13 protein-coding genes are annotated in these 13,375 nt (G+C 66.4%); all 13 read left to right on the top strand.

Features of this window, described 5'->3' with window-relative positions:
• Positions 1 to 2: 2 nt before the first annotated feature.
• The 13 genes from ACFOOQ_RS04505 to ACFOOQ_RS04445 all read left to right on the top strand — a co-directional run bounded on the left by ACFOOQ_RS04505 (position 3) and on the right by ACFOOQ_RS04445 (position 13,363).
• Entirely contained in the window at positions 3 to 1,403 is a 1,401-nt protein-coding gene (locus ACFOOQ_RS04505) for an enolase C-terminal domain-like protein (RefSeq protein WP_379722253.1), read from the top strand.
• A complete protein-coding gene (locus ACFOOQ_RS04500) occupies positions 1,400 to 2,545 on the top strand; it encodes a Gfo/Idh/MocA family protein (protein WP_379722251.1) in 1,146 nt (381 codons plus the stop codon). Before ACFOOQ_RS04505 ends, ACFOOQ_RS04500 begins: the two co-directional genes overlap by 4 nt.
• 4 nt (positions 2,546 to 2,549) lie before the next feature.
• Positions 2,550 to 3,716, top strand: coding sequence for a dihydrodipicolinate synthase family protein (locus ACFOOQ_RS04495; protein ID WP_379722249.1), 1,167 nt, complete (start codon positions 2,550 to 2,552; stop codon positions 3,714 to 3,716).
• Complete coding sequence (locus ACFOOQ_RS04490) at positions 3,713 to 4,567, top strand: sugar phosphate isomerase/epimerase family protein (RefSeq protein WP_379722247.1); 855 nt, start codon at positions 3,713 to 3,715, stop codon at positions 4,565 to 4,567. The genes ACFOOQ_RS04495 and ACFOOQ_RS04490 overlap by 4 nt, the downstream gene beginning before the upstream one ends.
• A gap of 132 nt (positions 4,568 to 4,699) precedes the next feature.
• Positions 4,700 to 5,272 (top strand): dTDP-4-dehydrorhamnose 3,5-epimerase family protein, encoded by a 573-nt coding sequence (locus ACFOOQ_RS04485; protein ID WP_379722245.1) that lies wholly within the window; start codon positions 4,700 to 4,702, stop codon positions 5,270 to 5,272.
• Between the two features lie 8 nt (positions 5,273 to 5,280).
• Entirely contained in the window at positions 5,281 to 6,126 is an 846-nt protein-coding gene (locus ACFOOQ_RS04480; RefSeq protein WP_379722243.1) for an urease accessory protein UreD, read from the top strand.
• Positions 6,127 to 6,451: 325 nt separating this feature from the next.
• Positions 6,452 to 7,717, top strand: coding sequence for an urea ABC transporter substrate-binding protein (gene urtA, locus ACFOOQ_RS04475; RefSeq protein WP_449265803.1), 1,266 nt, complete (start codon positions 6,452 to 6,454; stop codon positions 7,715 to 7,717).
• Positions 7,718 to 7,860: 143 nt separating this feature from the next.
• Positions 7,861 to 9,828 (top strand): urea ABC transporter permease subunit UrtB, encoded by a 1,968-nt coding sequence (gene urtB / locus ACFOOQ_RS04470; RefSeq protein ID WP_379722239.1) that lies wholly within the window; start codon positions 7,861 to 7,863, stop codon positions 9,826 to 9,828.
• Entirely contained in the window at positions 9,821 to 10,972 is a 1,152-nt protein-coding gene (urtC, locus tag ACFOOQ_RS04465) for an urea ABC transporter permease subunit UrtC (RefSeq protein WP_379722237.1), read from the top strand. Before urtB ends, urtC begins: the two co-directional genes overlap by 8 nt.
• A 21-nt stretch (positions 10,973 to 10,993) precedes the next feature.
• Complete coding sequence (urtD, locus tag ACFOOQ_RS04460; RefSeq protein ID WP_379722235.1) at positions 10,994 to 11,833, top strand: urea ABC transporter ATP-binding protein UrtD; 840 nt, start codon at positions 10,994 to 10,996, stop codon at positions 11,831 to 11,833.
• A 17-nt stretch (positions 11,834 to 11,850) separates the two neighbouring features.
• Positions 11,851 to 12,546, top strand: a complete 696-nt coding sequence (urtE, locus tag ACFOOQ_RS04455) for an urea ABC transporter ATP-binding subunit UrtE (protein WP_379722233.1) — start codon at positions 11,851 to 11,853, stop codon at positions 12,544 to 12,546.
• A 39-nt stretch (positions 12,547 to 12,585) separates the two neighbouring features.
• On the top strand, positions 12,586 to 12,888 hold the full coding sequence (locus tag ACFOOQ_RS04450) for an urease subunit gamma (protein WP_379722231.1): 303 nt from the start codon (positions 12,586 to 12,588) through the stop codon (positions 12,886 to 12,888).
• A 166-nt stretch (positions 12,889 to 13,054) separates the two neighbouring features.
• Positions 13,055 to 13,363 carry an urease subunit beta gene (locus ACFOOQ_RS04445; protein WP_379722229.1) on the top strand — a complete coding sequence of 103 codons (309 nt, stop codon included), beginning with the start codon at positions 13,055 to 13,057 and terminating at the stop codon, positions 13,361 to 13,363.
• Positions 13,364 to 13,375: the final 12 nt, after the last annotated feature.

The following is a 13,375-nucleotide window of genomic DNA, read 5'->3' as shown; positions in this document are numbered from 1 at the left end:
ACATGCCGCCGCTGCTGCAGGTTTGCGATCTGACGCTGCACGGGCGGCCGGTGCGGTTCCGCAAGCCGTTCCGCTTTGGCGCGGTCACCGTCGAGGCGGCCGACCAGGTCTTCGTCACTGCCGAGGTCGAGGTGGCCGGCCATGGTCGCGCCACCGGCATGAGCGCCGAGCTGATGGTGCCGAAATGGTTCGACAAGAATCCGGCGCTCAATGTCGCCGATACGGTGGCCGAGCTGCGCCGCTCGCTCGAGATCGCCTGCGACCTCTATCTTGGCCGTGGCGACCGCGACACGGCGTTTGGCCATCATGCCAGTCGCATCGGCGAGCAGGTGGCGCGCTGTGCCGCCGAGGGTATCCCGGCGCTGGCGGCCGGCTTCGGACCGGCCGAGATCGACAAGGCGGTGCTCGATGCCCTGCTGCGCGCCCTGCATCTCGATGTCTATGCCGGATTTGCCGGCAACGTGATGGGGCTGGATGCCCGGCTGGCGCCTGACCTCGATACCGGCGCCATCGATCGCTTTCTCTTCGGCCGTCGCCCGCTGCAGCGGCTGGCGATCCGCCATACCGTCGGCATGGCCGATGCGCTGGACGGCCCGGGCGGTCTGCCAGCCATTGCCGCCGATACCGGCTGCCGGCATTTCAAGCTGAAGCTGGGTGGCGATCCGGAGACCGACCGCCGCCGGCTTGCCGCTATTGCCGCCGCGCTGGACGGCGCCGGCATCGACTATGCCGCGACGCTCGATGCCAACGAACAGTATGCCGACCTCGCCGCGCTTGGCGCCATCTGCGACGCCCTGGCCCATGATCCCGCGCTGACCGGGCTCGGCCGCCGGCTGCTCTACATCGAGCAGCCGATGCCGCGCGAGACCAGCCGGCAGGCGGCGCTCGGCGACCTCGGCACCCGCTGGCCCTTCATCATCGACGAGGCCGATGACGGCTACGATGCCTTCCCGGCGGCCATCGCGCTCGGCTATCGCGGCGTATCGTCGAAATCCTGCAAGGGACTGTACAAGTCGCTGCTCAACGGCAGCCGCGCGGCGGTGCGCAATGCCGCCGATGGCGCGGCCGGGTATTTCATTGCCGCCGAGGACCTGACCTGCCAGGCCGGTCTGGCGCTGCAGCAGGATTCGGCGCTGGTGGCTTTCCTCGGCATCGGCCATGCCGAACGCAACGGCCACCATTACGGCAACGGCTTTGCCGGCGCGCCGGCGGGCGAGGCGGAGGCCTTCCTCGCCGCCCACGACGACCTCTATGAACGGCGCGACGGTCAGGTCCGCCTGAAAATCCGCGATGGCAGCATCAGCATCGCCTCGCTCACCGTGCCGGGCTTTGCCTCGGCCGTCCTCCCCGCGTCCGGCCCGGCCGGACATACCATAATGCAACAGGAGCATTTTCAGTCATGAAGCGTCTCGGTATCATCATGAACGGCGTCACCGGCCGCATGGGCATGAACCAGCATCTGATCCGGTCGATCGTCGCCATCCGCAACGACGGCGGCGTCGTGCTGAAGAACGGCAAGCGCGTGATGCCCGACCCGATCCTGGTCGGTCGCAACCTCGACAAGGTGGCGGCGCTGGCCAACAAGTATGGCATCGAGCGCTATACCGACGATCTCGACGCCGCGCTGAAGAACAAGGACGACACCCTGTTCTTCGATGCCGCCACCACCCAGGCCCGCGCCGGCCTGCTGAAGAAGGCGATGGCCGCCGGCAAGGACATCTATTGCGAGAAGCCGACGGCAGAGACCCTGGCGGTGGCGATGGATCTCGTCAAGGCGGCGAAGAAATACGGCGTCAGGAATGGCGTGGTGCAGGACAAGCTGTTCTTGCCCGGCCTCGAGAAGATGAAAGTGCTGATCGACAGCGGCTTCTTCGGCAAGATCCTCTCGGTGCGCGGCGAGTTCGGCTACTGGGTGTTCGAGGGCGACTGGCAGCAGGCGCAACGCCCGAGCTGGAACTACCGCGTCAAGGACGGCGGCGGCATCATCCTCGACATGCTGTGCCACTGGCGCTACGTGCTCGACAACCTGTTCGGCAACGTCAAGGCGGTCTCCTGCCTCGGCGCCACCCATATCCCGAAGCGCTGGGACGAGAACGGCAAGCCCTACAAGGCCGATTCCGACGATGCCGCCTATGCCACCTTCGAGCTGGAAGGCGACGTGATCGCCCAGATCAATTCCTCCTGGGTCACCCGGGTGCGCCGCGACGACCTCGTCACCTTCCATGTCGACGGCACGCTGGGTTCGGCGGTCGCCGGCCTGCACAAATGCTTCGTGCAGCCCCGCGTCGCCACGCCGAAGCCGGTGTGGAACCCCGACCTGCCGCAGAGCATCAACTTCTTCGACACCTGGCAGGAAGTCCCCGAGAACAAGGTCTATCCGAACGGCTTCCGCGCCCAGTGGGAGATGTATATCCGCCATCTGGTCGACAACGAGCCGTTCAAGTGGACCCTGCTGGAGGGTGCCAAGGGCGTGCAGCTCGCCGAGGCCGGCCTGAAGAGCTGGAAGGAGCGCCGCTGGATCGACCTGCCGGAGCTGAAGGCCTGAAGCGATGACAATCACATTGATCCTTCCCTCGGCGCCGGGCAGGACCGCGCCCTACACGCTGAAACAGCCGAAGGCGTTTCCGGCTGCAAAGCCACCGTTCAGCCGCATCGCTTTCGGCGCCGTCCATGTGGTGGCCGATCCGCTGGCGGATCATGACCCCTGGCTGAAGCCGGCGATCGACTGGGACCGCACCGTCGCCTTCCGCCGGCATTTGTGGTCGCTCGGCCTCGGTGTCGCCGAGGCGATGGATACCGCCCAGCGCGGCATGGGCCTTGACTGGAAGGATGCGCTGGAGCTGGTCCGTCATTCGCTCGATGCGGCGAAGGACATCCCCGGCGCGGTGATCGCGTCCGGTGCCGGCACCGATCATCTGGCGCCGGGCCCCGATGTCACCATCGACCAGGTGATCGCCGCCTACGAGGAACAGTGCGAAGCCATCGAGAAGCTCGGCGGCCGCATCATCCTGATGGCCAGCCGCGCGCTGGTCGTTGCGGCGAAATCGCCTGACGACTACATCAGGGTCTACAGCCGGGTTCTGTCCGGCGTGAAGCAGCCGGTGATCCTGCACTGGCTCGGCGAGATGTTCGATCCGGCGCTCGCGGGCTACTGGGGCAAGGGCGGCCACATGCAGGCGATGGATGTCTGCCTCGACATGATTGCCGCCAATGCCGCCAAGGTCGACGGCATCAAGATTTCCCTGCTCGACAAGGACAAGGAGATCGTGATGCGCCGCCGCCTGCCCAAGGGCGTGCGGATGTATACCGGCGACGACTTCAATTATGCCGAACTGATCGCCGGCGACGCACAGGGCCATTCCGAGGCGCTGCTCGGTATCTTCGATGCCATCGCGCCGGCGGCTTCGGCCGCGCTTGGTGCGCTGACCCGCGGCGACGAGAAGACCTTCCACGAGATTCTCGCTCCGACCGTGCCGCTGTCGCGGCATATCTTCAAGGCGCCGACCCGCTTCTACAAGACCGGCGTCGTCTTCATGGCCTACCTCAACGGCCACCAGGATCATTTCCTGATGGTCGGCGGGCAGCAGAGTACGCGCTCGGCTTTGCATCTGGCCGAGCTGTTCCGGCTGGCCGATGCCGCCGGCCTGCTCAGCGACCCGGACCGGGCGGCGGTACGCATGAAGGCGGTGATGGCCGTGCACGGGGTTACCGCATGACCGCGCTAAAGCCGCGGGCCAAACCAGGCCCGCTGTCGCTGAACACCGCCACGGTGCGCGAGCAGTGGTCGCTGAAGGACTGCATCGAGGGCTGCGCCCGGCATGGCATTACCGGCATCTCGCCGTGGCGCGACAAGCTGGCCGAATACGGCATCGCGAATGCCGCGCGGCATATCCGTGAGGTTGGTCTTACGGTGACCGGGCTGTGCCGCGGCGGTATGTTCCCGGCCGCCGATGCGGCCGGGCGCCAGGCGGCGATTGAGGATAACAAGCGTGTCATTGACGATGCGGCGGCGCTCAACGCCCAATGCCTCGTGCTGGTGGTCGGCGGCATGCCGGCCGGCTCGCGTGACCTCGCCGGTGCGCGGGCCCAGGTCCAGGACGGCATCGCCACCGTGCTGGAGCATGCGAAAGCGGCCGGCGTGCCGCTCGCCATCGAGCCCTTGCATCCGATGTATGCCGCCGACCGCGCCTGCGTGAACACGCTGGGCCAGGCGCTCGACATCTGCGATGCGCTGGGCAGCGGCCCGGCCGACCGCCATCTCGGCGTGGCCGTCGACGTCTATCACGTATGGTGGGACCCGCAGCTGAAGCAGCAGATCGAGCGGGCGGCCAAACGCGTGCTGGCGTTTCACATCTGCGACTGGTTGGTGCCGACCACCGACCTGCTGCTCGACCGCGGCATGATGGGCGACGGGGTGATCGACATCCCGGCGATCCGCGCCATGGTCGAGGCGGTCGGCTACGACGGCTTCTGCGAGGTCGAGATCATGTCGACGGCCAACTGGTGGCGGCGTCCGGCCGACGAAGTGCTGAAGATCTGCATCGAGCGCCACGCCACGGTCGTCTGAATATGGGCGTGGTGTGACCTTTGATTTCCGGCGGCGGACCCGGTCCGCCGCCGGAACAGGCCGGCGTGCCTTGATTTAAGCCGGGGCATCCTTCAAAAGAGGGGTCGTTCCCCTCTTCGCCCGCCGGTGCCCATGCTGCCCGACAAGCTCTTCGACGCCACCCCGCATGTCCTGCCCGGCCTGCTGCTGCTGCGCCCGGCCACGGTGATGGACAGTTTCGGCTGGGTCAGTGTCGTCTATGACGAGGGCCTGCTCGGCAACCTCGGTATTCACGACCGCTTCCACCGCGACATCATCGTCTATGCCGACCGGCGCGGCACCGTGCAGGGCCTGCATTACCAGCTGGCACCGCAGCAGCAGGCCCGCCTGCTGCGGGTGCTGCGCGGCAGCGCCTTCGTCGCGGCGGTGGATGTGCGGCGCGGCTCGCCGACTTTCGGCCGGTCGGCAACCATCACGATCTCCTACATGGATGGCGCGCAGTTCTATGCCATGCCCGGTTTCGCGCTCGGCTGGTGCAGCCTTGAGCCCGCCACCGAGCTGCTGGTCAAGACATCGGCGGAAGACCGGCCCGACCTGCAGCGCGGCATCAACTGGCGGGATCCGGCGCTGAAACTCGACTGGCCGGTGCGCGCCGCCGACGCCCTGATCGGCGTCGAGGATGTCGGCCTGCCGATGCTGGCCGACCAGACCGACCTGCCCGACTGACCGCGGCGATGACCCAGCGGCTGCAGCGCGCCCAGGGCCGGCTCGCGCTCGGTTTTGCCGCTCCGGTCGCGGCCGGCGGCCCCAGCCGGCTGGCCGACCTGTTCCAGCATGACCCTTGCCGCGCCCTGCTGCCGGCGCCCGATCCCGGCGAGCCCACCACGGCGATCCTGATCACCACCTCCGGCGGGCTGACCGGCGGCGACCGGCTTGATCTCGCCGTCACGGCAGGCGCCGGCAGCGACGTGCTGTGCACGCCGCAGGCCGCCGAGAAGATCTACCGGGCCGAAACCGACGAAGCCGCCGCCATCGACCTGCGGCTGACGGTCGGCAATGCGGCGCGGCTCGAATGGCTGCCGCAGGAGATGATCCTGTTCGACGGCGCCCGGCTGCGCCGCCGCATCCGTATCGACCTGAATGGTGCGGATGCGCGGCTGCTGGCTGGCGACATCACCGTGTTCGGTCGCATCGCCCGCGGCGAGCGCTTCGGCCATGGCCTGCTGGCCGATCGCTGGGAGCTGCGCCGCGACGGCCATCTGCTGTGGGCCGATGCATTGCGGCTCGACGGCGAGATCGCCGCGCGGCTGGCGCATCCGGCCGGTTTCGCCGGCGCCGTCGCTCAGGGCGTTATCCTGTCGGTTGCGCCGGACCCCGCGGTGCTGCGCGACCGGCTGCGCGCGATGATGACGGAGGAGGCCATGACGGGGGCGGGCGCCACCGTGATCGGCGACCTGCTGCTGGTCCGCCTGCTGGATGGCGATGCGGCCCGGCTGCGGCGGCACTTTGGCCGGCTCTGGGCCCTGCTGCGCGCCGGACTGGGACGCCCGGACCGTATGCCCCGGCTCTGGCACCTGTAACCGATCTGCCGCACTAAGCTGTTCAAAAACTGTGCATTGCCTGTTTTTTTATCAAAATTGACAAAATTATAAGCAAAATCCCGCTCCGGTAGCTCTCTTCCATACACAAGAATCGCGCGGGTTATTGTGCAGTTGCGAAGGACGGGTTCGCTTTTCCCTGCCCGGAATCAGCGGATTAGCGGACGGCGTTCCATATTCGGTACCGCCCGGGGCGGCTTGGCATGGTCCTTGCCACTCCTCTGTCATCTGGCTGAGCCCATGGGGGGGCCGCCAAGTGACGCAGGAGAGGAAAACTATGATCAAGTTTGTTCGGACGCTGGCCGTGATGGGTACGGTCGCCGCCGGCCTGGCCGCCGTCGCGGCCCCGCAGGGGGCCCGCGCGCAGGACACCATCAAGGTGGGCGTGCTGCATTCGCTGTCGGGCACCATGGCCATCTCGGAGACCACCCTGAAGGACACCGTCCTGATGATGGTCGACGATCTCAACAAGAAGGGCGGTCTGCTCGGCAAGAAGGTCGAACCCGTCGTGGTCGATCCGGCCTCCAACTGGCCGCTATTCGCCGAAAAGGCGCGCGAACTGATCTCCAAGGACAAGGTTTCGGTGGTGTTCGGCTGCTGGACCTCGGTCTCGCGCAAGTCGGTGCTGCCGGTTTTCGAAGAGCTGAACAGCCTGCTGTTCTACCCCGTCCAGTATGAGGGCGAGGAAAGCTCGAACAACGTGTTCTACACCGGCGCCGCGCCGAACCAGCAGGCGATCCCGGCCGTCGAATACCTGATGAGCAAGGAAGGCGGCGACGTCAAGCGCTGGGTGCTGGCCGGTACCGACTACGTCTATCCGCGCACCACCAACAAGATCCTCGAAGCCTTCCTGAAGTCCAAGGGCGTCAAGCCCGAGGACATCATGATCAACTACACGCCGTTCGGTCAGTCCGACTGGCAGACCATCGTGGCGGATATCAAGAAGTTCGCCTCGGCTGGCAAGAAGACCGCCGTGGTCTCAACCATCAACGGCGACGCCAACGTGCCGTTCTACAAGGAACTGGCCAACCAGGGCATCAAGGCCTCCGATATCCCGGTGGTCGCCTTCTCGGTCGGCGAGGAAGAACTGGCCGGTATCGACACCAAGAACCTGGTCGGCCATCTGGCGGCCTGGAACTACTTCGAGTCGGTCAAGAACCCGGTCAACGACGCCTTCATCAAGCAGTGGCACGCCTACATCAAGAACCCGAAGCGCGTGACCAACGATCCGATGGAAGCCACCTACATCGGCTTCAAGATGTGGACCCAGGCCGTCCTGCAGGCCGGCACCACCAACGTCGACGCCGTCCGCCAGGCCATGTATGGCCAGAAGGTCAAGGCGCCGTCGGGCTTCACGGCCGTGATGAACACCAACCATCACCTGTCGAAGCCGGTCTACATCGGCGAAATCCGCCCGGACGGTCAGTTCAACATCGTCTGGAAGACCAAGGGTCCGATCAAGGCCGATGCTTGGTCGAAGTACATCCCGGAAAGCGCCAAGCTGACCGCGGACTGGACCTTCCCCTGGGTCTGCGGCAACTGCCAGAAGCCGAAATACGCTTCTTACCAGTAAGACCGGCGTAACCGTCCCATGATGGAACCCGCCCCCTTCCTCCGCCGTGTTGTCCGCAATGCGGCGCGGGGAAGGGGTGCGGACCACCGGCACAAAGCGCGGCAATCCAGACAACAGCGCATCCGGGAGTAGGAGTAAACGCCGTGTCCGTCGTCTCGGTCTCCATGAAACGCGTCCTGAGAATTTTCCTGCTGGCCACCCTGCTGGCCGTGCCGCTGACCGCCCACGGCGCCTTGGGCGCCGATGAGTCGCTCGAAGACCTGCTCACCGGCCTGACCTACGATGACCCGAAGCCTGCCATCAAAACGCTGGCCGCCAGCCAGGACGAGAAGGCCAAGGCCGCCGCGGCCGCGCTGGCCAGGGGCGCGCTGTTCGTCCGTCTCGAGGATAATGCCGTGGTGATCGGCGAGAAGGATGGCGACCAGTATGTCGTCACCAACGCGCTGACCGGCGATGTCGAGGCGATGGCCGCCCCCGACGAACTGAAACCCATCGCGCTCGATGCCGAAAGCAAGGCGCTGCTCGGCGCCAGCGGCACCGATACCGCCGCCACCGATGCCGGCCCGTTCGACTTCGCCACCGGCGTGAACGCCCTGAAGGCCGACGACTTCGAGGCCAAGGCCAGGGCGATCGAGCGCCTGACCACGCTCGCCGATCCCCGTGCCATCCCGGTCTTCCGCGCGCTGGCCGACGGCCGCCTGTTCATCCGCAAGGCCGATGGCGCGCTGGTGATCGGCGATGCCAGCGGCAATGACGTGCGCCTGACGCTGGCCACCACGCTGGAGCCGGCCGGCATCGTGGCGCCGGGCGACCTCGATGTCGTCTTCGTCAACAACAACCTGCGCAACACGCTGCGCGAATCGGTCGGCCGCCTCGGTCTGCTGAGCGATGAGGCCAGCCAGCGCCGCCGCGCCGCCAATGCACTGCTTGATGGCATTACGCCCGACGCCGTGGCGCTGCTGCGCAAGGCCTGGGACAAGGAAACCGACCGCAGCGTGAAGCAGACCATGGCGCTAGCGCTGGCGGCAGCCGATGTCACCGACCCGGACAAGGCCAGGCGCCTGCTGGCGGTCGGCGTGCTGTCCGGCTCCACCGACCTGCGGGTGCGGTCGCTGCTGCAGGCGCGGCTCGGCCAGGAGCAGGATGCCGACGTCAAGGCGGCGATCACCAAAGCCTTCGACAGCATGCAGACCAAGATCAAGCTGCTTGGCTACGCCGAAAACCTGGTGCAGGGCATCAGTCTCGGCTCGGTGCTGCTGCTGGCAGCGGTCGGCCTCGCCATCACCTTCGGCGTGATGGGCATCATCAACATGGCGCATGGCGAGATGATCATGCTGGGCGCCTATTCGGCCTATGTGACGCAGGAATTCTTCCGCTCCTTCCTGCCGCCGGCTTGGCTTGGCGCCTATCTGATCGTGGCGCTGCCGGTCGCCTTCCTGGTGGCCGGCTGCATCGGCGTGATCATCGAGCGCGGCGTGATCCGCTTCCTCTACGGCCGTCCGCTCGAGACCATGCTGGCGACCTGGGGCATCAGCCTGGCGCTGCAGCAGACCGTGCGCATGATCTTCGGTGCGCCGAACAAGGAAGTCGCCAATCCCGGCTGGATGACCGGCGCCGTCGAACTGACCGGCGGTTTCGCGGTGACCTGGAACCGCATCTACATCATCATCTTCTGCTTCATCGTGCTCGGCCTGATCACGTTGATCCTGCGCAAGACCAGCTTCGGCCTGCATATGCGCGCGGTGACCCAGAACCGGCCGATGGCCTCGGTGATGGGTATTCCGACCGCGCGGGTCGATGCCATGACCTTCGCGCTTGGCTCCGGCATCGCCGGCATGGCCGGCGTGGCGCTCAGCCAGATCGGCAACGTCTCGCCCAATCTTGGCCAGCTCTACATCGTCGACAGCTTCCTCGTGGTGGTGTTCGGCGGCGTCGGCAACCTGATGGGCACGCTGGTCGGCGCATTGACGCTCGGCGTGGTCAACAAGCTCCTCGAGCCGGTTGCCGGCGCGGTGCTCGGCAAGGTGGTCGTGCTGGTCTTCATCATCCTGTTCATCCAGAAACGGCCACGCGGCCTGTTCGCAGCCAAGGGGAGGTCGGCCGATGCGTGAGGAACTCGCGGCCTGCGCGAAGCCGGCGCCGCTGCTGCCGTTGCGCGGCTGGGCGGCTTTCCTGGGCGTCGGCTTCGTGCTGATCGTGCTGGTGCCGTTGCTCAACCTGCTGCCGGCCACCGGTTCGGCGGCGCAGGTGCCTGATTACCTGATCCCGCTGCTCGGCAAATACGCCTGCTACGCGATCCTCGCGCTCGCGCTTGATCTCGTCTGGGGCTATGCCGGCATCCTCAGCCTCGGCCATGGTGCTTTCTTCGCGCTCGGCGGTTATGCCATGGGCATGTACCTGATGCGCCAGATCGGCACGCGCGGCGTCTACGGCAATGCCGACCTGCCCGATTTCATGGTGTTCCTGAACTGGAAGGAGCTGCCCTGGTACTGGTACGGCTTCGAGCATTTCCCCTTCGCCCTGCTGATGGTGGTGGTGGCGCCGGGCCTGCTGGCGCTGGTGCTCGGCTGGTTCGCCTTCCGCAGCCGCGTCACCGGCGTCTACATTTCGATCGTCACCCAGGCGATGACCTTCGCCCTGCTGCTGGCCTTTTTCCGCAACGACATGGGCTTCGGCGGCAATAACGGCCTGACCGATTTCAAGGACATCCTCGGTTTCCCGATCCAGGCATCCGGTACCCGCATCGGGCTTTACGTGATCTCGGTGGCGATGCTGGGCGGCTGCTTCCTGCTGTGCCGCTGGATCACCGGCTCCAAGCTCGGCCGCGTGCTCAAGGCGGTACGCGACGCCGAAAGCCGGGTGCGCTTCTTCGGCTATTCGCCGACTGCGGTGAAGCTGTTTGCCTTCGTCCTCTCGGCCATCCTCGCCGGGATCGCCGGCGCGCTCTATGTGCCGCAGGTCGGCATCATCAATCCATCGGAATTCTCGCCGGCCAATTCCATCGAGATCGCCATCTGGGTCGCGGTCGGCGGCCGCGGCACGCTGTATGGCGCCATTCTCGGCGGCGTGCTGATCAACCTGGTGAAGACCTGGCTGACCGGCGCCGCGCCGGAACTGTGGCTGTTCGTGCTGGGTGCGCTGTTTGTCGCCTGCACCCTGCTGTTCCCCAAGGGCGTGGTCGGGCTGATCGGCCAGTGGAAGGCCTGGCGGGCCGAACGGCGCAGCTATGCCGCCCAGCCCGGCAGTGGCGAATAGAACAGGGAGGCGAGCGCGACCATGCACGCAGCACCGATTGCCCCGAGCCCGCTGGTTCCGCCGGCACACGCGCACGAAAGCGCCGCCGGCCTGGCGCCCGAGGTGATCGACCGGCCGCGGGTCTCCGACACCCAACTCTACCTGTCCGGCGTCTCGGTCAGCTTCGACGGCTTCCGCGCGATCAACAATCTGTCGCTGATGGTGGCGCCCGGCGAGCTGCGCACCATCATCGGTCCGAATGGTGCCGGCAAGACCACGATGATGGACATCGTCACCGGCAAGACCCGGCCCGACGAGGGCGAGGTGATGTTCGCCGGCCGCATCGACCTGACCAAGCTGGACGAGACCGAGATCGCCAACCTCGGCATCGGCCGCAAGTTCCAGAAGCCCACCGTTTTCGAGAATCTTTCCGTCTTCGAGAATTTCGAACTGGCCATGAAGGCGCCGCGCGGGCCCTGGCGCACCCTGATGGCGAAACTCGATTCCGAGTCGCTCGACCGCATCGGCTGGGCCCTTGATACCGTCGGCCTTGGCGGCCGCGTCGGCGAGCTGGCCGGCGCGCTCAGCCACGGCCAGAAGCAGTGGCTCGAGATCGGTATGCTGCTGGTGCAGGACACCCAGCTGATCCTGCTGGACGAACCGGTCGCCGGCATGACCGATGCCGAGACCAGGCAGACCGCCGAGCTGATCCTGACCCTGAAGGGCGAGCGCACCCTGGTGGTGGTCGAACACGACATGGAATTCGTCCGCGATCTCGGCGCCCGGGTCACCGTGCTGCATGAAGGCAGCGTGCTGGCCGAGGGCAGCGTCGAGGCGGTGCAGAACGACCCCCGGGTCATCGAAGTCTATCTTGGCCGCTAGAGTGGGGGCGCGCTGACATGCTGAACGTCGAAGGTATCAATCTCTATTATGGCGCCAGCCACGCGCTGCGCGATGTCAGCCTGACCGCCGAGGCCGGCAAGATCACCTGCGTGCTCGGCCGCAACGGCGTCGGCAAGACCTCGCTGATGCGGGCCCTGGTCGGCCTGCAGGGGGTGCGCAGCGGCACGGTGCGCTGGGAAGGCCATGACATCACCGCCATGAAGCCGCACGAGCGCGCCCGCCACGGCATCGCCCTGGTGCCCCAGGGCCGCGAGATTTTTCCCCGCCTGACGGTGATGGAAAACCTGGAAACCGGCATGGCGCCGCTGCCGCGCGGCCAGAAGAAGATTGACGAAGACGTGTTTGGTCTGTTTCCTGTGCTGCACGAAATGCGGAATCGCCGGGGAGGCGATCTTTCGGGGGGACAGCAGCAGCAGCTGGCGATCGCGCGGGCCTTGGTCACGCGTCCCCGGCTGCTGCTGCTGGACGAACCGACCGAGGGCATCCAGCCCTCCATCATCAAGGATATCGGCCGGGTCATCCGGGATCTCGCTAACCGCGGCACCATGGCGATCGTGCTGGTCGAACAGTATTTCGAGTTCGCCCGGGAACTCGCCGACCGCTTCATCCTGCTCCAGCGCGGCGAGGTTGTCGTCGCCGGTGACGCTTCCAGACTGGAAGACGACGAGGTCCGCAGGTATCTTACCGTCTGATTTCGGACTTCGGATTCCAGCTTCGGGGAGGCCGGCGGCATGAATCTCACGCCCCGCGAAAAGGACAAACTTCTGGTGGCGATGGCCGCCAATGTGGCGCGCCGCCGGCTCGAGCGCGGGGTGAAGCTCAATCACCCCGAAGCGGTGGCGCTGATCACCGACTTTGTGGTCGAGGGCGCCCGCGACGGCCGCTCGGTCGCCGAGCTGATGCGCGACGGCGGCACGGTACTGACCCGCGCCCAGGTGATGGATGGCATTGCCGAGATGATCCACGAGATCCAGGTCGAGGCGACCTTCCCCGACGGCACCAAGCTGGTGACCGTGCACAACCCGATCCGGTAGGCGCCATGTCACGGCGCCACACCACAAAAAAGCCGTCATGCCCGGACTTGATCCGGGCATCCACGTGCGAGGGTTCTTTCCGCCGGGCCAAGCCTGGCATCACCATCATTTCGTGGATGGCCGGGTCAAGCCCGGCCATGACGCGTGTGGGAAAGGTAGGCACCGCATGATTCCCGGCGAAATCATCACCGCGCCCGGCGAGATCGAGCTGAATGCCGGCCGGCCCACCGTCACCCTTTCGGTGGCCAATACCGGCGACCGGCCGATCCAGGTCGGCAGCCATTACCATTTCTTCGAGACCAACCCGGCGCTGTCCTTCGATCGTGACAAGGCGCGCGGCATGCGGCTGAATATCGCCGCCGGCACCGCCGTGCGCTTCGAGCCGGGCCAGACCCGCGAGGTCTCGCTGGTCGCCTATGCCGGGCGGCGCAATGTCTTCGGCTTCCGTGCCGAAGTCATGGGCACCCTGCGCTAAGGAGGCGAGAGA

The organism is Ferrovibrio xuzhouensis (assembly GCF_042648965.1).
In the GTDB taxonomy this organism is placed as follows: domain Bacteria; phylum Pseudomonadota; class Alphaproteobacteria; order Ferrovibrionales; family Ferrovibrionaceae; genus Ferrovibrio; species Ferrovibrio xuzhouensis.
This window is presented reverse-complemented; position numbering and strand designations above follow the sequence as displayed.